14 protein-coding genes, 1 tRNA gene and 1 other RNA gene are annotated in these 18,829 nt (G+C 69.0%); 6 read left to right on the plus strand and 10 right to left on the minus strand.

The annotated features are described in order from the left end of the window. Window positions 1-26 precede the first annotated feature (26 nt). The 3 genes from GSI01S_RS14820 to ffs all read right to left on the minus strand — a co-directional run bounded on the left by GSI01S_RS14820 (window position 27) and on the right by ffs (window position 2,729). On the minus strand, window positions 27-1,292 hold the full coding sequence (locus GSI01S_RS14820; protein ID WP_006897410.1) for a glycosyltransferase 87 family protein: 1,266 nt from the start codon (window positions 1,290-1,292) through the stop codon (window positions 27-29). A gap of 9 nt (window positions 1,293-1,301) precedes the next feature. Beyond that, window positions 1,302-2,573, minus strand: coding sequence for an aspartate aminotransferase type Ic (locus tag GSI01S_RS14825; RefSeq protein WP_006897411.1), 1,272 nt, complete (start codon window positions 2,571-2,573; stop codon window positions 1,302-1,304). A gap of 59 nt (window positions 2,574-2,632) precedes the next feature. After that, window positions 2,633-2,729: signal recognition particle sRNA small type (ffs, locus tag GSI01S_RS19855), an RNA gene on the minus strand. Window positions 2,730-2,788: 59 nt separating this feature from the next. On the opposite strand from ffs, the gene GSI01S_RS14830 reads away from it, so the two are divergent. Beyond that, window positions 2,789-2,874 (plus strand) — tRNA-Ser (locus GSI01S_RS14830). Between the two features lie 114 nt (window positions 2,875-2,988). Here the strand turns inward: GSI01S_RS14830 and poxB are convergent. Genes poxB through GSI01S_RS14845 form a run of 3 tightly spaced genes read right to left on the minus strand, consistent with a single transcriptional unit; the run spans window position 2,989 to window position 7,012 of the window. Further along, window positions 2,989-4,722: a ubiquinone-dependent pyruvate dehydrogenase gene (gene poxB, locus GSI01S_RS14835; RefSeq protein WP_006897412.1), complete on the minus strand. Its 1,734-nt coding sequence runs from the start codon at window positions 4,720-4,722 to the stop codon at window positions 2,989-2,991. Beyond that, window positions 4,719-5,864 carry an AI-2E family transporter gene (locus GSI01S_RS14840; RefSeq protein WP_006897413.1) on the minus strand — a complete coding sequence of 382 codons (1,146 nt, stop codon included), beginning with the start codon at window positions 5,862-5,864 and terminating at the stop codon, window positions 4,719-4,721. Before GSI01S_RS14840 ends, poxB begins: the two co-directional genes overlap by 4 nt. A gap of 59 nt (window positions 5,865-5,923) precedes the next feature. Beyond that, entirely contained in the window at window positions 5,924-7,012 is a 1,089-nt protein-coding gene (locus GSI01S_RS14845) for an HtaA domain-containing protein (RefSeq protein WP_006897414.1), read from the minus strand. A gap of 118 nt (window positions 7,013-7,130) precedes the next feature. On the opposite strand from GSI01S_RS14845, the gene GSI01S_RS14850 reads away from it, so the two are divergent. Both GSI01S_RS14850 and GSI01S_RS14855 read left to right on the plus strand, forming a co-directional pair. After that, window positions 7,131-7,523, plus strand: coding sequence for a VOC family protein (locus GSI01S_RS14850; RefSeq protein WP_006897415.1), 393 nt, complete (start codon window positions 7,131-7,133; stop codon window positions 7,521-7,523). After that, window positions 7,496-8,263, plus strand: coding sequence for a helix-turn-helix domain-containing protein (locus GSI01S_RS14855; protein WP_006897416.1), 768 nt, complete (start codon window positions 7,496-7,498; stop codon window positions 8,261-8,263). Before GSI01S_RS14850 ends, GSI01S_RS14855 begins: the two co-directional genes overlap by 28 nt. A gap of 19 nt (window positions 8,264-8,282) precedes the next feature. Here the strand turns inward: GSI01S_RS14855 and GSI01S_RS14860 are convergent, their stop codons facing one another. The 4 genes from GSI01S_RS14860 to GSI01S_RS14875 are packed head-to-tail and all read right to left on the minus strand — an operon-like array spanning window position 8,283 to window position 11,929. Then, window positions 8,283-9,341: a DNA polymerase domain-containing protein gene (locus GSI01S_RS14860; RefSeq protein ID WP_006897417.1), complete on the minus strand. Its 1,059-nt coding sequence runs from the start codon at window positions 9,339-9,341 to the stop codon at window positions 8,283-8,285. A gap of 1 nt (window position 9,342) precedes the next feature. Beyond that, window positions 9,343-10,395: an ATP-dependent DNA ligase gene (locus tag GSI01S_RS14865; protein ID WP_006897418.1), complete on the minus strand. Its 1,053-nt coding sequence runs from the start codon at window positions 10,393-10,395 to the stop codon at window positions 9,343-9,345. A gap of 60 nt (window positions 10,396-10,455) precedes the next feature. Further along, complete coding sequence (locus tag GSI01S_RS14870) at window positions 10,456-11,409, minus strand: alpha/beta hydrolase (protein WP_006897419.1); 954 nt, start codon at window positions 11,407-11,409, stop codon at window positions 10,456-10,458. A gap of 4 nt (window positions 11,410-11,413) precedes the next feature. After that, complete coding sequence (locus GSI01S_RS14875) at window positions 11,414-11,929, minus strand: Lrp/AsnC family transcriptional regulator (RefSeq protein WP_006897420.1); 516 nt, start codon at window positions 11,927-11,929, stop codon at window positions 11,414-11,416. A 153-nt stretch (window positions 11,930-12,082) separates the two neighbouring features. Here GSI01S_RS14875 and GSI01S_RS14880 point away from each other — a divergent pair, with 153 nt between their 5' ends. From GSI01S_RS14880 to GSI01S_RS14890, 3 genes are read left to right on the plus strand one after another with little or no spacing between them, the layout of a single operon-like run. Beyond that, a complete protein-coding gene (locus tag GSI01S_RS14880; protein WP_039867785.1) occupies window positions 12,083-15,598 on the plus strand; it encodes an indolepyruvate ferredoxin oxidoreductase family protein in 3,516 nt (1,171 codons plus the stop codon). Window positions 15,599-15,632: 34 nt separating this feature from the next. Next, window positions 15,633-16,730 (plus strand): Glu/Leu/Phe/Val family dehydrogenase, encoded by a 1,098-nt coding sequence (locus tag GSI01S_RS14885; RefSeq protein WP_006897422.1) that lies wholly within the window; start codon window positions 15,633-15,635, stop codon window positions 16,728-16,730. 58 nt (window positions 16,731-16,788) lie between these two features. Further along, window positions 16,789-18,759: an alkaline phosphatase family protein gene (locus GSI01S_RS14890; RefSeq protein ID WP_006897423.1), complete on the plus strand. Its 1,971-nt coding sequence runs from the start codon at window positions 16,789-16,791 to the stop codon at window positions 18,757-18,759. The last annotated feature ends 70 nt before the right edge of the window (window positions 18,760-18,829 follow it).

The following is an 18,829-nucleotide window of genomic DNA, read 5'->3' on the forward strand; positions in this document are numbered from 1 at the left end:
GCGAGCCCCGACAGCCGTGCCGGCGCTCACGACCGGCCGGCCGCGGGCGCCGGTCGCCCGGGTCCGGGCCGTCGATACGCCACGATCGTCACCACCGAGGTGACGACGAGGATCAGTGTCAACGGCTGGGTGGTGAACCAATCGAACGGCGGGGGGTGCTTGAAGAACAGGCCCGTCAGGTACGCCTCTTCCACGCTGCGGTTGGCGTACCACATCGGGAAGGCGAAGTGCGTCCGCCAGGCGATCGCGGATGCGAACCCGCCGAGGGCGAGCGCGGCCAGCGCGAAGGCGCCCGGGCCGGGGATCCGTTCGGCGATCTGGTGGATCGCGACGACCAGCAATGGGACCAGCCACACCCAGTGGTGCGACCACGCGACCGGGGAAACCGCGCACGAGGTCATCCCGACGATGGAGAGCGCCAGCAGTTCCTGACCGTGCCGATGCGCCAGGACGCAGGCACGGCCCGCCAGCAGCACCAGCGCGGCGGAGAGCACCAGCCACAGCAGGGTGCTCGGGTGGTCGGTGTGGGTGAAATTGGCGATCGCGCCGCGAATGGACTGGTTGCCATAGGTCTGCGGCGAGGAGACCCGGTCGGAGTCGAACATCGTGCCGAACCAGAAGTCCTTCGACGCCGACGGCATGAGGGCGAACCCGAGCACCACCGACGCCGCGAAGCCGGCGGCCATGCGCGCCGCGGTCCGCCATTGCCGGATCGCCAGGAGGTACGCACCGAACATCAGCGGTGTCAGCTTGATGCCCGCGGCGATACCGGCGCCGACGCCCCGAAGCCGGCTGCCCTCGGGCCGCGCCAGATCGGCGATCACCAGCAGCATCAGGAAGACGTTGATCTGTCCGAACCAGATGGTCGACCGTACCGGCTCGAGCAGCGCGCTCAGCAGCACGATCGACACCGCGATCGCACGCAGCCGCCAGGTGACCTCGTGTCCGAGACTCTTGAACCCGAGCACCACCACCAGATACAGCGCGACGAAGATCGCGATGGTCCAGACCAGGTGCGCCGGGCCCGCCGCCATCCACGCGAAGGGAGCGAAGAGAACCACCGACAGCGGCGCATAGGTGAAGTCCATCTGGCCGAGCAGCTTGGCCTGGTAGAGATCACCGCCGTCGAGCACCACCTGGGCGCCCGCCCGGTACACGTCGAGATCGAGGAAGTTCTGGAACAGCCCCCAGTACGGCTCGGTGAAGGGGATCAGGGAGTGCTGTGCCCAGACCGAGAGCAGCCCGGCGAGGAGGAATCCGACGACCGCCGGCGTCGACCGTTCGAGCTTCACCGGGAGTCGCTACTCGGAGCCCAGCAGCACCTCGGTCGCGGCGAGCAGCGCGCAGGTGGCGACGCCGTCCATTGCGGTGGCGAGCTCGTCGATCGACGGGAAGGTCGGGGCGAGACGGATGTTCTCGTCGCGCGGATCCTTCTTGTACGGGAAGGTGGATCCGGCGGCCGTCAGCGCGATGCCGGCATCCTTCGCCAGCTCGATGGTGCGTTTCGCGGTGCCGTCGATGACGTCCAGGCTGATGAAGTAGCCGCCCTCGGGGTGAGTCCATGAGGCGATCTTGCTGTCGGCGAGCCGGTCCTCGAGGATCTCCAGCACCTTCGCGAACTTGGGTGCGATGAGCTCGCGGTGCCGGGCCATCAGTTCACGCACGCCGTCGGCGTCGCGCAGGAACATCAGGTGCCGCAGCTGGTTGAGCTTGTCCGGACCGATGGTCGAGACGCTGACGTTCTTTGTGAACCAGTCGAGGTTGGTCTTCGACGACGCGAAGAACGCCACTCCGGCGCCGGCGAAGGTGATCTTGCTGGTGGACCCGAAGACGTAGACGCGGTTCGGGTTGCCGGCCTCGGCGGCCAGATCCAGGATCGGCAGCGGTTCGGGTGCGCGTTCGACCAGCGTGTGCACCGCGTATGCGTTGTCCCAGTAGATGCGGAAGTCGGCGGCGGCGGGCATCGCGACCAGCTTGCGCGCGACCTCCTCCGACACCGAGTACCCGGTGGGGTTCGAGTAGGTCGGGACCAGCCACATGCCCTTGATCGACGGATCGGCGGCGGTCAGCGCCGCGCAGGCATCGACGTCGGGGCCGTCGGGGTTCATCGGGACGGTGATCATCTCGATGCCGTACCGCTCGGTGATGCCGAAGTGGCGGTCGTAGCCGGGGGCAGGGCAGAGGAACTTGATCGGCTCGGCCGACCACGGCTTGTCGGAGTCGGGGTTTCCGCCGAGCAGTGAGTGCACCGTGATGTCGTGCATGATCTGCAGGCTGGCGTTGCCGAGGGCAAGGGTGCGGTCGGCGCCGGTGCCGAGCAGTTCGCCGAAGATCGCACGGAGTCCTGGCAGACCGGTGACGCCACCGTAGTTGCGGCAGTCGGTGCCGTCCGGGCTGGTGTACGTCTGCCCCGGCAGCGACAGCATCTCGTTGGAGAGGTCGAGCTGGTCGGGGGCCGGCTTGCCGCGTGTCAGATCGAGCTTGAGTCCGGCTGCCCGGAGGACCTCGTAGCGCTTTCGCAGATCGTCTTGGGTGGTGCGGAGTTGGTCGACACTCATCGAGTGAAAGTTCAACGTGAACCTCTCCCACAGACGCGGCCTCGCGGCGGCTGCAGATGTAACGCGCGAAAAAAGTTAAGCGGACCCCGCGCACCCGAGAGAGCCCGTTGACCCTTGCTGCCTTCCGGCCCTGGGGGAGTTCACAGGATGCACGCCGCGCGGGATCCGTAGAACAGTGTAGCGGGTCGTTTTGGGTTCCATGCACCCCACCCGCTACGATCGTTCTGCCTGGAGGATTCGCCTAGTGGCCTATGGCGCTCGCCTGGAACGCGGGTTGGGTTAACAGCCCTCAGGGGTTCGAATCCCCTATCCTCCGCAGATGTGGTCCCCTGCCCGTTTCCGGGCAGGGGACCACTTGAATTTCGCGCGCAGAATCCTGTCGAGTCGGCACCCTCTCAGGTACTCAACTCGACAAGATTCTGGCGCTAGCTCAGAAGAGCCGCTTGAGCAGGTTCGTCTCGGCGAGGTCGACCAGTTCGTCGCCGCGGCCAGACATCACGGTCCGCAGCGCGTACAGTGCGAAGCCCTTCGCCTGAGCGGCGGAGATCGCTGGCGGAATCGACAGCTCCTGCCGCGCGGTGGTGACGTCGAGGACGGCGGGGCCGTCGTGCGCCAGGAAGTCGCGCACCGCGGCGGGCAGGGCCGAGGCATCGGTGACGCGGCGGCCCCAAATCCCCACCGACTCGGCCAGCGCGGCGAAGTCCGGATTCTCCAGATCGGTGCCGAACGTGACGAAGCCCGCCGCCTTCATCTCCAGCTCCACGAAGTTGAGCGACGAATTGTCGAAGACGACCACCTTGACCGGCAGCGAATTCTGGACCAGCGTCAACAGCTCGCCGAGGAGCATCGCCAGTCCGCCGTCACCGGCCATCGCGATCACCTGACGCGCGGGGTCGACCGCCGAGACTCCCACACTCTGCGACAGCGCGTTGGCCATCGATCCGTGGTTGAACGATCCGATGAGACGACGCCGGCCGTTCATCTTCAGGTAGCGGGCCGCCCAGACCACCGGCGACCCGACGTCCGGGACGAAGACGGCGTCGTCGGCGGCCATCTCCGACAGCAGCTTCGTCAGGTACTGCGGATGGATCGGATCGCCGTCGGCGGACGACGTCGCCAGTTCGTCGAGCCCGGCGCGAGTGCGCGCATAGTGGTCGAGTGCCGTGGTCAAGTGCTCGTCGCTGCGGCCGCCGGAGATGAGCGCGGTGAGCAGGGGCAGTGTGTCGGCCGCGGATCCGATGAGCGGGAGATCCACACGGCAGCGCCGACCGATCTGGCTGCCGCGGACGTCGAGCTGAATCGTGTACGCCTTCGACGGCAGGAACTGGGAGTACGGGAAGTCGGTGCCGATCATCAACAGCGTGTCGCAGTGCTCGATGGCGCGGTAACCCGACGAGAAGCCGAGCAAGCCGGTCATGCCGACGTCGTAGGGATTGTCGTACTCCACGAACTCCTTGCCGCGCAGCGCATGCACGATCGGCGCCCGCAACGCCTCGGCCAGCGCCACGAGCTCGTCGTGGGCACCCGCCACTCCCGCGCCGGCGAGAATGGTCACGCGCTCGGACTCGTTGAGCCGGACGCCGGCGAGCTGCAGCGACTCGTCGTCCGGGCGCATCACGGTACCCGCCGCCCGAATCCGGGACACACGGTCCGGCCTGTCGATCTTCTTCAGGAACAGTTCGCCCGGAATCACCAGGACCGACACGCCGCGCTCCTCCACCGCCGTCCGGACGGCGATGTCGAGAAGGTAGGGCAGCTGGTCGACGGTGCTCAGCGTCTCGCAGAAAGAACTGCATTCGGCGAAGATCTGCTCGGGATGAGTCTCCTGGAAGTACCGCGTCCCCACATTGCCCGCCGGGATCTGCGCCGCGATCGCCAGTACCGGCACCCGCGACCGATGCGCGTCGTACAGGCCGTTGATGAGATGGAGGTTTCCCGGACCGCAGCTGCCGGCGCACACTGCGAGCCCGCCGGTGATCGCGGCCTCACCCGCCGCCGCGAAAGCGGCCCCCTCTTCGTGACGGACATGCGTCCATGTCACGTCCTTCGACGTCCGCAGGACGTCGGTGAAGCCGTTCAGCGAGTCACCCGGGATGCCGTAGATCCGTCGCACCCCGGCTGCCGCGATGGTGTCGACGATGAGGTCTGCGACCGTGTAGCTCATGGATTCTCCCCTCCGGAGACGTCGACGGGCTCCTCCAGGAGCCAGTCCTGATCGAGGCCCTCCTGGGGCCGGAAACTCACCGCGGTGTTCGCGAAGGCCAGCAGCGGGACGGCGAGCAGGCCGCCGACGATTCCCGCGACCATCAGGCCGATCGCGATCACCAGGATCACCGCCACGGGGTGCAGCTTCACCGAACGCCCGAGCAGGAAGGGCTGCAGCACATGCCCTTCCACCTGCATCACGACGATCAGCACGACCACCACCAGCACCGCGGTGAACCAGCCGTGCGTGGCCAGCGCGACGAGGACCGCGAGCGATCCCGCGGCGACCGATCCGACGATCGGGATGAACGCGCCGAGGAAGATCAGCGCCATCAACGGCATCACCATCGGCACCCGCAGGATCGCCAGGCCGATGCCGATGAATACGGCGTCGATGAACGCCACCAGCACCGTCGCGCGGACGTACGACTGCAGCGTCCGGTAGCCGGCGTCGCCCGCCCCGCGCACGTGCTCCCGGTGCGCCGACGGCACGATCCTCGTCACGAACTCCCAGATGCGGTGGCCGTCGTACAGGAAGAAGATCAGCAGGAAGACCGTCAGCAGTGCGGCCGTCACCAGTTTGGTGGCGACGGTTGCGGTGTCGAGGGCTCCGGTCGCGATGCTGGCCTCGTGAGCCTTGAGCCAGTCGATCATGTCGTTGCTGACGTTGCGCAGGTTCTCCGAGTCCATGTGCAGCGGCCCGGTCTCGAGCCAGTTGCGGGTCTTGGAGATGGAATCGGCGATGTCGCCCGACATCCGAGGGATGCCCACGATCAGCTGCTGAACGACGAAGGTGAGTCCGGCGGCGATGATCGCGAAGGTCGCGACCACCGCGGTGAGAACCCCCACTGATCGCGGGATCCGGTGCCGCTCAAGCCATCCCACCAACGGCACGAGGAGCGCCGAGAGCAGGATCGCGACGGCGACCGGGACGAAGACCTCCTGTGCGAAGAGGAAGAGCTTGCCGAGCGCGTACAGCCCCGCGGCGAGGATCAACAGACGCCAGGTCCACGCGGCGGCCGCGCGAACGCCCGGATGGACCTGTGCTGCGGCCCACGACGGGTCGTTCGGGGACGGGCGGTCGCCCGGTTCGGCGCTCACACGGCGAGCTTACTTGGGCTCGGCGATCCGCGAGCGGTGTCGAGGCCGCCGATCCGCCGTCAGAACCGCACGGTCACCGGCGACGCCTGCCCCAGCGACAGCGCGGCGAGGGAGACGGGAGTGATCCCCGAGCGGAAGGCGGCGGCGATCGCCGTGACGTCCTCACCGCGCGAGAGCCGCTCCACCTGCGACCGCGTGAGCGTCAGATCGGCGACATCGACACGCCGCAGAACGTCGTCACCGTTCATGTCGGTGGTGGACGTGCGCATGCTCAGCACCGCGCGGGTGCCGTCGACACGGATGATCGGATCGGCGAGCGCGATCTCGAGCAGGTGGAACTTCGTGGACGCGACGACGGTTCCGCGGTACCGCAGTTCTCCCCGCCCGTTGCGGACCGTGTTCTCGGCGAGCGCGAACAACATCGCTCCCGCGTCGTCCACCCCCGCGCCGCCGCTCCCCGACAGCGCACCCGAGGTGGTGCCGCGGACGGTCTGCGCGAAGCTCGGCGAATACGCCCACACCAGGTTCTTCGGTGCGGGCTGAGGCGTGTTCGGGCCCGGCTGCGTCGAATAGTCGAGCGGCACCGACAGCTCCTGGGCCGCGTTCACCGCGTCCGCAGCGCCGAAGGTGTAGATGCCCCAGCGGCCGCCGGCCGGCGAGGTCTTCGGCGTGGCCAGCGTGATGCGGGCGGTGAACTCGCCGCTGCGGCTCAGCGGCACCCACTGCTGCCGGACGGTGCGGCGCATGTCGAACGGAACGTCGGGCACCCGGTCGAGCGCGTCGCGCGAGAGCACCCACTTGGTCTGGGCTCGGACGGTGGTCCGCGACGATTCGGGAGCTCCCTGCGACGGCCGCCAATCCGGCGCGAACGCACCGAAGGTCACGAACGTCCCGTGCGGCACGCCCGGCGGGACCGGAACCGGAAGACCGGAGGTGTTGGCGCGCGGATCGAAGCCGGTGCCCTTGACGACCACCTGATCGCCGGGGTGCAGTCGCGTCGCGCCGGCCGGGGTGACCCCGTCGGCGAGGAACACCTCGATGGCGGGCTTCCACGTCTTGGCGTCGGCAGTCCCTACGCAGAATGCGGTCAGCGACAGTGCCGTCAGGCCGGCGGCGAACAGCACGGCCACCCGAAGGAGCTTGTTCATGAGCCGAGCCTAACCTATGTCCACTTCCGGTCGAATGGGGCTTAAGTCCCGCGACCGAGACTGCACCGCGTGCCGATTTCTTCAAGAACGCGGCGACGCACGGGCCGACACTGGAGACATGAACGAGAGAAAAGACACCAACATCTGGGCAGGCATCACCTCCGACGACCCCGTCGCACTGCGCGAATGGCTCGAATCCATCGGCTTCGAACCCGGAATCCTCGTGGAGGGCGACGGCGACGGCGAGGTCCTGCATTCGGAGATGCTCTGGCCCGACGGAGGACGGGTCATGGTCCACTCCGCGTGCAAGAAGGACACGACGTTCTCCACTCCGGTCGGATCGGCCTCCCTCTACGTGGTCGTCACCGACCCCGACGCCGTGTACGCGAAGGCGACGGCGATCGGTGCGCGACTGGTCCGCGACATGGCGGAGGAGGACTATGGATCACGAGGGTTCTCCGTCGCCGACCCGGAGGGGAACACATGGAGCTTCGGAACCTACGCGGGCTGACCGGCGTCGGGATCGTCCCCTACGACGTGACGGGCAGCGCTCCAGGCGAGCACCTGGGGCTGCCCGGCACCAGCGCCACCCTGGTCGTCGACCTCGCCGACGGCCTCGTCCTCAGTTCCGGCGACAGCCCGGTCACCACCACCTTCCGGTGCTGTATCGCCGGGATCCACCTGCGACCGGTCACGATCCACCACAACGGCGTCCAACGCGGCGTGCAGCTCGACCTCTCGCCGGCGGCGGTACGCGCACTGCTCGGGATGCCCGCCGGCGAGCTGGCCGGGCAGATGGTGGAACTGTCACAAATCGACACCGCGTTCGCCCGCCTACTGCACGAACGACTCGCGCAGACTCCGGCAGGCGAGCGGGGCGCGGTGTGCGCCGCGATGCTCGCCGAGACGGTCTCCGAGGACACACCGCGGTCGGACGCGTTGTCGGTCTGGGAGGTGATCGCTCGCCGCCGCGGTGATGTCACCGTTTCCGAACTGGTCGAATCGTCGGGCTGGTCGGCGCGACACCTCACCGCGATGTTCAACGCAGAGTTCGGCATCGGCCCCAAACAGGCGGCCCGCCTCACCCGATTCGAGACCGCCCGCGCACGGCTGGAGTCCGGGCACCGGGCCGTGGACGTGGCCGCATCGTGCGGTTACGCCGACCAGGCCCACATGTCACGGGAGTTCACCGAACTGACCGGATACTCGCCGCGCGCCCTGCTGAAGCGCAGGGCCGAGGAGTTCGCGTGAGCGCTGCTCCGACTGCCGGTCACTCCACCCGGTTCCCCGCCTCATCCCAATGCTCGGCCACCTTCTTGCTCGGCTGGACGCGCGGCGGTTCGCCCGGCATCTTCGGGTAGTTCGGCGGGTAGACCATGTCGCCGAGACCGTTCGCCTCGTCGCGCTCGACCATCTCGAGCAGGCGCTCGAGCCCCGAGTGGTGCTCGTCGATGCCCGACCACGGATCGCCGCGCCGCTCCACCAGAGCCGGGACGGTGGCGACGGTGAGATCATCGGGATCGACGTCGACCAACTCCTCCCACGTCACCGGTGCGGAGACGCGGGCGCGCGCGGACTTGCGCACCGAGTAGGGCGAGGCCATCGACCGGTCGCGCGCGTTCTGGTTGTAGTCGATGAAGATGCGGTCGCCGCGCTCCTCCTTCCACCACGACAGGGTCACGGCGGCGGGGTCGCGCCGTTCCAGTTCGCGACCGAACGCGATCACCGCGCGCCGCGTGGCGATGAAATCCCACTCCGGGCGGATCGGTACGAAGACGTGCACCCCGCGACTGCCCGAGGTCTTCACGTACCCGGTCATCCCGAGATCGTCGAGCAACGGTCTGACCAGATCGAGCGCCACCCGGCGGACGTCGTCGAAACCCTTGCCGTCCGGCGGATCGAGGTCGATCCGAAGCTGATCGGGATGGTCGTTGTCGGGCGCCATCGTCGGCCAGGTGTGGAATGTGACAGTCCCGAGGTTGGCGGCCCATACGACGTCGGCCGGGATCCGGGGGCAGAAGGCATCGCCGGTCCGCTTGGACGGGAACACGATTCGCGTGGACTGCACATGATCGGGGTGATGCTTCGGCAGGTGCTTCTGATAGATCTGCTCACCGTCCACGCCGTCCGGGAAGCGCTGCAGGAAGGTCGGGCGCCCGCCGATCGCGCCCAACAGCGGTCCGGCGAGCGCCACGCTCCGGTAATAGTCGACGAGATCGGCCTTGCGACCGCCGTGCTCGCCCAGTTCGGGGAAGTAGATCTTGTCGGGGTTGCTCAGCTTCACCTCGACCCCGTCGACGTCGAGCAGGACCGGCTTCGGTTTCGGCATGTCACTGTCCTCCGGTCACGAGAACGTCGAAGACGTCGTAGGTCAGGGGCACGTCGAGCTGGTCGTAGCCACAGCTCTCCGGTTCCCGGTCGGGGCGCCACCGGAGGAACTTCACCGTGTGCCGGAATCGCTGATTCTCCATCTGGTCGTAGGCGAACTCGGCCACCAGCTCCGGCCGGATCGGAATCCACTCGCCGCTGCCGGCCGCGCGCCAGCGGCTCACCTCGCCTTGTGCGACGCGATCCGGATCGAGCCGCATCGGCTCGAGCATCTCCTGCAGTTCGATCCGCTTCTTGTCGGAGAACGCACTGGAACCGCCGACCATCCGCAGTTCCCCCTCGGCGTACAGCCCGAGCAGCATCGACCCGAGTCCGGTGCCCGACTTGTGAATGCGATACCCGATCACCACGCAGTCGGCGGTGCGCTTGTGCTTGACCTTGACCATCTCCCGTTTCCCCGGGACGTAGACGCCGTCGAGCCGCTTGCCCACGACGCCGTCGAGCCCGGCGCCCTCGAACGCGGTGAACCAGTCGGTCGCGACCGCCGAGTCCCGGGTGACGCGGCTGACCTGGATGCGGTCGTCTCCGGATTCGGCAGCGGCGTCCAGCAGCGCGCTGCGCCGGACCTCGAATCGCTCCGCCGTCAGGTCCATCGAGTCGGTGGCCAGGGCGTCGAAGCCGATGAACACGGCCGGTGTCTCCTCCGCCAGTCTCGCCACGCGCGACGCCGCGGGGTGGATGCGTTGCGAGAGCGAATCCCAGTCGAGCCGGTTCACCCCGCCGATGGGCCGGGCGACGGCGACCTCGCCGTCGAGGACCACCCGCTCGGGAAGCACCGCATGCGCCGCGTCGACCAGCTCCGGAAAATAGCGGGCCAGATCCTTGCCGCCCCGCGAGGACATCACGACCTCGTCTCCGTCCCGGAAGATCAAGGCCCGGAAGCCGTCCCACTTGGGTTCGTACGACCACACCGGCTCGCCGCCGGGTTGGTCGGGCACGGCGGTGACCGCCTTGGCCAGCATCGGTTGCACGGGCGGGTTCACCGGGAGGTCCACCCGTTCATCGTCGCCGAGCAACCGGTGGTTGGCAATCACCCCGGCCGTCGGCGGCACGGCTCAGGCGATGTCGGCGCGTTCCCGCCCGGCGCCCACTGCTCGCCGGACGAACTCCGCCACCCTGGCCACAGCGTCCCTGGTCTGCGCCGAACCGGGGACCGCGGCGGGGAAGGCGTGGATCTGACCGGCGTACAGGTGGAGTTCGTTGGTCACCCCGGCGCGGTCGAGGGCGGCGCACAGGTCCATCGCGTCCTTCTGCAGCGCCTCGCCGCGACCGCAGACGACGATCGCGGGCGGGAACAGCCGCGCCACCGCGTCGAGCGTCACGTTCAGCTCGCCGTCCAGCACCTCCGGGCCCTGGTCGTAGAACTGTCGCAGCTTCTCGATCTTCTTGATCGGCAGCATCGCGTCGTGACGGCTCGTCCGATCGGCGCCCGGCGAGAGGTTGAGCAGCGGCGACAGCCCGACGTACGCGTCGGGGCAGGCGAGGCCGTCCCGCGCGGCGTACTCGACGATCTTGGCCGCGATGTAGCCGCCCGCCGAGTCGCCCGCGACCACCACGGCATCGAACTCGCCCGACCGCCGCAGTTCGCGGTACACCGCATAGCCGTCGCGCACCGACGTGCCCACGCCGACTTCGGCGCACTGCCGGTAGGCGACGTTGACCACCGGCGCTCCGACCGCCCGCGCGATCGCGGCGGCGATCGGCCGGTGGGTGTCGAGGCCGCCCGCGAGGAACGCGCCGCCGTGCGTGTACAGCACGGCGATCCGCGAATCCTCGATCCCGTCCGGCGTGATGCGCTCGACGCGAACCTCGGCGATCGTCTCCGGCGTCACGACGACGCCCCGGATCGGGCGGGCGTTCCGCGCCGCCCACTGATCGAGGACCGCCAGCCGGCGGAGGGTGGAGGGCGTCGCCGGAATGATGCGCATGAGCGTTTTGACGATCAATCGACAGAGCCAGAACACCAGGAAGGAACGGGCGTCTCGCTCATCGTGTTCAACCAACGGCATCGTCTCATCCTCCCCCACCTGCGCGCGGCGGAGTCGATCGACCCCAACCCGTCCCCTTCGCCAACTCCGCCAGCGCCGGCACCGCACGGCGCGGCAGCGGCTCGGTCAAGGTGAGCCAGGTGGTGGAGTGGATCACGCCGGGGTACCCCACGATGGTCTCGATCAGCTCCAGCAGCTCGGGCTGAGTGGCTGTCGCGACTCGCACGAGCAGATCCTCCCGCCCGGTCACCGTGTGCACCTCGATCACCTGCGGTATCTCGGTGACCTCGCGCGCGATTCTGGTGAGGCTGCCCTGCTCGGTCTCCAGCGCGAGGAAGGCCTGCACCACCAGACCCGCCTGCGCCAGGTCGATCTGTGGACGGTAGCCGGCGATCAAGCCGCCTTCTTCGAGCCGCCGGATCCTCGACTGCACCGTGTTCCTCGAGATCCCGAGAGTCGTCGACAGACTCGCCACGCCCTGGCGGGCATCCCGCTCGAGCAGTTTCAACAACTCCACGTCGAGCTCGTCGATGCTGAGCATATTCGTCACCTCTCACTGAGATCCACGTCACCAACTGAACAAATCTACCAGTTGCAGATCGATCAGTTGACCACCTTGCCACCCGATGGCCACCATTTAAGCATCATCCGGTGATCCGCCTCACAGATGCGGACCGACAGATTGGTGGCCCATATGACCTCCGTCGCCGAACCGCAGGCACCGACGTTCGATCTGGCAGACAAGTACCGCCCCAATTCGGGACCGGTCCTGCTGACGGGCGTCCAGGCCGTGGCACGCATGCTGATCGAGAACCACGAACGCGAGCGCCGCGCCGGCCGCGACGTCGCCGCCTTCGTCTCCGGCTATCAGGGCAGCCCGCTGGCCGCGGTCGACAAGGTCTTCGGCGAGGTACCCGATCTCGCCGGGCACGGAATCCGGTTCGTCCCCGGCCTGAACGAAGAACTCGGCGCGACCGCCGTCTGGGGCAGCCAGCAGGAGCTGCCGAAGGGCAAGCGGACCCACGACGGCGTGGTCGGCGTGTGGTTCGGCAAGGGCCCCGGTCTCGACCGCGCGAGTGACGCCTTCCGCCACGCCGCGATGTACGGCGCGCACCCGAAGGGCGGCGCCCTGGCGATGGTCGGCGACGACCCGGCCGCCAAATCGTCCACCGTGCCGGCCGCCAGTGAACGTTCCCTGGCCGCGCTCTCGATGCCGGTCCTGTTCCCGCGCAACGCCGAGGAGATCATCTCGTTCGGCATGTTCGGCATCGAACTCTCGCGCGCCTCCGGCTGCTGGCCTGCGATGAAGCTCGTCGCCGATGTGTGCGACGGCCTGTGGACCCTGAACCGCGACTTCGCGGACCTGCACATCGAGGTTCCCGACCTGGAGTGGGAGGGCCGCCCCTGGACGTACCGCCAGCGCGTCATGGCGGCGCCGCCCGACAGCGTCCTGGCCGAGGCCGACCTGTACGGCCCGCGCTGGGCGATGGTCGAGAAGATGACCACCGCGAACGACATCGACCGCATCGAGGTCGATCCGGCGCACGCCTGGCTCGGCATCGTCGCCGTCGGCACCGCGTACGACTCCGTCCGCGAGGCACTCGGCGAACTCGGACTCACCGAGGACGACCTCCTCCACGCCGGCATCCGCATCCTGCGCGTGGGCATGCCCTACCCGCTCGGCTCGGAGAAGGTGCGTCGTCTGGCCGACGGCGTCGAGAGCGTTCTCGTGATCGAGGACAAGACCTCGTTCGTCGAGTCCCAGGTGATCGACATCCTCTACGGCCGAGCCGACGCGCCCCGGATCCTCGGCAAGCGCGACGCCGACCGCCGGCCGCTGGTGCCCGCCGACGGCGAGCTCACCGCCGCCCGTCTGCTCGCGCCGCTGCGCCGGGTGCTCGACGGGCGCGTCACGATCACCGTGCCGAAGCCGGCACCGCCGAAGCTGACTCTCCTCGACACCAAGCGCACGGCCTACTTCTGCTCGGGCTGCCCGCACAACCGCTCCACCGCGGTGCCCGACGGCTCCCTCGCGGGTGGCGGCATCGGCTGCCACACCCTCGTCACCATGAGTTCGCGTACCGACTCCCAGGTCACCGGCCTCACGCAGATGGGCGGCGAAGGCGCACAGTGGATCGGCCAAGCGCCGTACACCGACGTCGAGCACATCTTCCAGAACGTCGGCGACGGCACGTACTTCCACTCCGGCCAGCTCGCGGTCCAGGCGTGTGTGGCCGCCGGGGTCAACATCACGTACAAGATCCTGTTCAACGCGGCCGTCGCGATGACCGGCGCGCAGGACGCCGAGGGCGGTCTCACCGTCGGACAGCTGACGCACAAGCTGCGTGCCGAGGGCGTCGCCAAGATCATCGTGTGCGCGGAGGATCCGTCTCGCCACCCGAAGGGCTCGCTCGCCGCGGGCACGCTCCTGTGGGACCGCGACCGGCTCGACGAGGCCCAGCGACTGCTGCGCGAGGTCAAGGGCGTCACCGTCCTGATCTACGACCAGCAGTGCGCGGCCGAGGCGCGCCGCAAGCGCAAGCGCGGGACCCTGCCGACGCGTCGCACCCGCGTCATCATCAACGAGGCGGTCTGCGAGGGCTGCGGCGACTGCGGCGTGAAGTCGAACTGCCTGTCGGTGCAGCCGGTGGACACCGAGTTCGGCCGCAAGACCCGGATCGACCAGACCAGCTGCAACACCGACTACAGCTGCCTCGACGGCGACTGCCCGTCGTTCGTCACCGTCGAACTGCCCGAGGACGGCGCGGGGGCGAAGGCGCCGAGCAAGCCGGCGCCGGTGCCGCCGGCGGTCGCCGACCCCGAGGTCGACACCCTGCGCGGCACGCACAACATCTTCCTCGCGGGTATCGGCGGCACCGGCATCGTGACCGTCAACCAGGTGCTCGGCACCGCCGCCCTGCGCGCCGGGCTCCACGTGGAGGGCCTGGACCAGACCGGCCTGAGTCAGAAGGCCGGTCCGGTCACCTCGCACCTGCGGCTCAGTGACGACACCGCGTCCAACGGAACGGCCCGGACGACTGCCGGCGCGGGATCGAACCGGATCAGCCCGGCCTCGGCCGACTGCGTCCTGGCGTTCGATCTGCTCACCGCCGCCGACGCGAAGCACGTGGGCGTCGGCGACGCCGAGCGCACCCTGACGGTGGCCTCCACCAGCGCGGTCGCGACCGGTGAGATGGTCTACGACCGCAACGTCGCCTACCCCGAGGACGACACGCTGCTGCGCCGCGTCTCCGACCACGCGCGACGAGTGGTCTCGTTCGACGCGCTGAGCGCGGCCGAGGCGATCTTCGGCCACACCGCGGCGGCGAACTTCCTGCTGGTGGGCGCCGCCTACCAGGCGGGTGCCCTGCCGATCCCGGCCGCCTCGATCGAAGAGGCGATCGCGGTCAACGGCGTCGCGGTGAAGGCCAATCAGACGGCCTTCCGCTGGGGCCGGGTGGCCGTCGCCGATCCGGAGGCGTTCGCCGCGGCCACCGCGGCCGCCGAGGTGGTCTCGCGCAGCGACACCGTGGTGCCCACGCATCTGTTCACCCGCACCACGCTCACCGGGACCGTCCTCGAACTGGTTCAGCGGCGCGCGGCGCAGCTGATGGCGCACTCCGGAGAGCGGGCCGCCGCTCGGTACGTCCGGGATGTGGAGCTGGTGTGGCAGCGTGAGCGGGCGGTCACCGACAGCACCGAGCTGTCGGCCGCCGTCGCCGAGAACCTGCATCGCCTGACCGCCTACAAGGACGAGTACGAGGTGGCGCGCATGCTCACCGACCAGGCGTTCATCGACTCGGTCGCCGCCGAGATCCCCGGTGCCACCGGCCTCACCTACAAGCTGCATCCGCCGGTGCTGCGCGCCATGGGCCGCGAGAAGAAGATCGGTCTCGGTCCGCGCTCGCACGTCGCGCTCCGCGTGCTCGCCAAGGGCAAGTTCCTGCGCGGCACCAAGCTCGACCCGTTCGGCTACGCCGAGGTGCGCAAGATCGAGCGCCGCCTGCTCGCGCACTACCGCGATCTGGTGACCGACCTGGTCGCCGGCCTCACCGCCGCTCAGTTCGACGAGCAGCGGTACGCGGCCGCCGTCGACGTGGCCCGCGCCCCCGAACTGGTGGTCGGCTACGAGGACGTCAAGCTCCGCAACATCGACCGCTATCGCGCCCGTCTCGCCGAGCTCGGCGTCGACACCACCCCCATCCGCTGAAACCGACCGTCTCAACCGCCCCGGAGGAACCACCATGACCACTGCGCACTCATCGTCGGAAGCCACTCGCGTCCTCGCCCAGACCAGCGTCTTCTCGCACCCGGACATGTCGATCGATCCCCCGCACGAGCAAGTGGTGTTCTGCCGCGACGCCGAGACCGGACTGCGCGCGATCATCGCGGTGCACAACACCGCCCTCGGGCCGGCGCTCGGCGGAACGCGCATGTATCCCTACGCCGCGGAAGCCGATGCGGTCGGCGACGTGTTGCGGCTCTCGCGCGGAATGACCTTCAAATCGGCCGCGGCCGGACTCGACCTGGGTGGCGGGAAGGCGGTCATCATCGGCGACCCCGCGGTGCACAAGTCGCCGGATCTGCTCCGCGCCTACGGCCGGTTCGTCGACACCCTCGGCGGGCGCTACATCACCGCCGGGGATGTCGGCACCACCTCCGACGACATGGACCTGATCGGCGAGGGCACCTCGTATGTGGCGTCGAAGACCGTCGCGGGCGGCGGTTGGGGCGACACCGCGCCGATGACGGCTCTCGGAGTCTTCTACTCACTGCTGGCGGCCGCCGAACGCGTGTGGGGTTCGGCTGATCTCACCGGCCGAACGGTCGGCGTGGAGGGCGTCGGCAAGGTCGGCGTCCAGCTGGCCGACCTGCTGACAGGTGCCGGAGCGACCGTGTTGGCGGCCGATCCGTACGCTCCCGCCCGCGAGGCCTTCGCCGCCCGCTTCCCGCAGGCGCGCATCGTCGACGACGTCCGTTCGGCGCAGCTCGACGTGTACGCGCCGTGCGCGATGGGCGGCACCGTCACCGAGACGCTCGCAGGCGAGACCGCCGCGGCGATCATCTGCGGCGCGGCGAACAACCAGCTGACCAGCCCGTCGGTTGAGCAGGTTCTCGGCGCACGCGGCGTCACCTGGGTTCCCGACTACATCGCCAACGCGGGCGGCGTGATCCAGGCCTTCGGCGAGCAGCAGAACTGGACCCGCGACCGCGCCCAGGAGAAGGTGGAGGCGCTGCGCGACCGTGCGGGCCACGTCCTGGACACCGCGGCGTCGAAGAAGATCACCTGCGGCGACGCCGCCCGGCTGATCGTCGCCGAACGGCTGTCGCAGGCACGGTAGTGCCGTGCTCCCGTAACGGGAGCCGGGAGGAGACGCCGGGCGATACACTTGCGCACTCATGGCGACTCCTCCCGAACGGATCTCCGAGTACTCCCGCAGGCACTTCCTGGGCCTGACCGCGAGCGCGGCCGGAATCGCAAGCGCCGCAACGCTTCTTCCTCCTTCGTTGGTGTCGGCAGCGGCACAGGACCGGCCTGCGGGATCGCTCGAGGATGTCGAGCACATCGTCGTCCTGATGCAGGAGAACCGTTCCTTCGACCACTATTTCGGGACGATGCGCGGGGTCCGCGGCTTCGCCGACAATTCGGCGAAGCCGGGGGTCTTCCTGCAGAGCGGCGTCCACCCGTTCCTCGCCCGCGAGGCCGCCAATCGCGGCTCCCTGTCGGTGGAGTACCTCGCATCTCTGCCTCACGAGTGGGCCGACGGACAGCAGGCCCTGGCCGGCGGGCGGTGCGACGGCTGGGTCGCGGCGAAGGGCAAGGCCACGATGGCCTGCTACGACCGCCGCGACATCCCGTTCCACCACGCGCTGGCCGAGACGTTCACCGTGTGCGACGGCTACTTCGCATCGTCGCCGACCGGGACCGGCACCAACCGCAACTACCTGTTCTCCGGCACCAGCGGATTCGAACCGTGGGGCGCGAGGTCGGTGGGCAACGAGATGTACGCACCCGTCCATCCCGGTCTCACCTGGGAGACGTACGCCGAGTCGCTGCACCGCGAGGGCGTCGACTGGCGCGTGTACCAGGAATGGGACAACTTCACCGACAACAACCTCGACTTCTTCGCGCACTTCCGAGGCATAGGACGCGACGCCGTGGCGCGCGCCGGACAACCCGGAGTGGATCTCACCGGCTTCTACACTCTGCTGATCGAGACCGGGACCAAGGGCGCGCACGGCAACGTGGTCCCGTCGGCGGATCAACGCTCCCGGGCGCGGGCGGTGCATCGGGCCGCCCGCGGCCTCGGCGAACAGGCCGCAGAGCTCTACGATCGCGCGCTGTATCGCAGCGAACCGGGCACTCTGGTCCCGCGCTTCCGCCGGGACGTCGAGAGCGGGCGACTCCCGGCGGTGTCGTGGATCGTCACCTCCGAGGCCGACTCCGAACACCCCCGCAGTTCATCGCCGGTCCAGTCGGCGGGCATCACCTACCGACTGCTCGACGCGCTGGCGTCGAACCCGGAGGTGTGGCGCAAGACGGTGGTGCTGCTCAACTACGACGAGTTCGACGGCTACTTCGATCACGTGGTTCCGCCGCTGCCGCCGGTCGGGGAGGCCGACGAGTGGTGGGAGGGAAAGCCGATGGGGCTCGGATTCCGGGTGCCGATGACCATCGTGTCCCCGTGGACCGTGGGCGGCCGGGTCTGCTCCGAGGTCTTCGACCACACGTCGGTGATCCGGCTGATGGAGGCGGTCACCGGCGTGCGCTGCCCCAACATCTCCGCCTGGCGCCGCGCGGTGTGCGGAGATCTGGTGTCGACCTTCGATTTCGGCCGCACCGACGGACTGCGGGTTCCGGCACAGCCCGCACCGCCGCCACCTTTCCGTCGCCGCTGGACGGCTCGGCCGGGCGGCGCCGCTCCGACGCAGGAGACCGGAACCGCCACGGCGCTGCCCACGCCGTACCGGCTGTCTGCGAACGTGGTCGACGGTGTCCTGGAACTGGTGAACACGGGCCGTCGCGCCGCCGTCTTCGGCGTCTTCGCAGACGGCGACGCCGCTCATCACACGGTGCTCGGACGCCGCCGGGTCCCTCTTCCTCAGCGCGCGCGACGGGTCGTCGTCACCGGTCCCGACCGCTTCCTGCGCGATCTGTCCCTCCGCCCGGGAGGATCGTCGGCGCAGGTGATGCCCGACCACGACCGCGGGCGCCTGTCGGTCGACGGGCGTGACGTCACCGCAACGCGCGTGCACGGCAGCTGGTACGAGGTGACCGTGGTCGGCCCCGAGGGGAGGCAGTACTTCACCGGCCGCCTCGAGAGCAGAGCCGTCACCCGTACGAGTCCCCTGCGCCGCCCACCCGGCTAGTCGAACCGTCGAGACAGCCTCCACCGCCCACACCATCCGATTGACCGAGACCACCCAGCGTCATATAGTC

It is taken from the genome of Gordonia sihwensis NBRC 108236 (genome assembly GCF_000333035.1).
Classification (GTDB): Bacteria; Actinomycetota; Actinomycetes; order Mycobacteriales; family Mycobacteriaceae; genus Gordonia; species Gordonia sihwensis.

Excerpts from the sequence above, each read along its gene's own strand:
- GSI01S_RS14885 (WP_006897422.1), top strand. The coding sequence starts at position 15,633 with ATGACCACTGCGCACTCATCGTCGGAAGCCACTCGCGTCCTCGCCCAG.
- GSI01S_RS14880 (WP_039867785.1), top strand. The coding sequence starts at position 12,083 with ATGACCTCCGTCGCCGAACCGCAGGCACCGACGTTCGATCTGGCAGAC.
- GSI01S_RS14875 (WP_006897420.1), bottom strand. The coding sequence starts at position 11,929 with ATGCTCAGCATCGACGAGCTCGACGTGGAGTTGTTGAAACTGCTCGAG.
- GSI01S_RS14850 (WP_006897415.1), top strand. The coding sequence starts at position 7,131 with ATGAACGAGAGAAAAGACACCAACATCTGGGCAGGCATCACCTCCGAC.
- GSI01S_RS14890 (WP_006897423.1), top strand. The coding sequence starts at position 16,789 with ATGGCGACTCCTCCCGAACGGATCTCCGAGTACTCCCGCAGGCACTTC.
- poxB (WP_006897412.1), bottom strand. The coding sequence starts at position 4,722 with ATGAGCTACACGGTCGCAGACCTCATCGTCGACACCATCGCGGCAGCC.
- GSI01S_RS14870 (WP_006897419.1), bottom strand. The coding sequence starts at position 11,409 with ATGCCGTTGGTTGAACACGATGAGCGAGACGCCCGTTCCTTCCTGGTG.
- GSI01S_RS14855 (WP_006897416.1), top strand. The coding sequence starts at position 7,496 with ATGGAGCTTCGGAACCTACGCGGGCTGACCGGCGTCGGGATCGTCCCC.
- GSI01S_RS14860 (WP_006897417.1), bottom strand. The coding sequence starts at position 9,341 with ATGCCGAAACCGAAGCCGGTCCTGCTCGACGTCGACGGGGTCGAGGTG.
- GSI01S_RS14845 (WP_006897414.1), bottom strand. The coding sequence starts at position 7,012 with ATGAACAAGCTCCTTCGGGTGGCCGTGCTGTTCGCCGCCGGCCTGACG.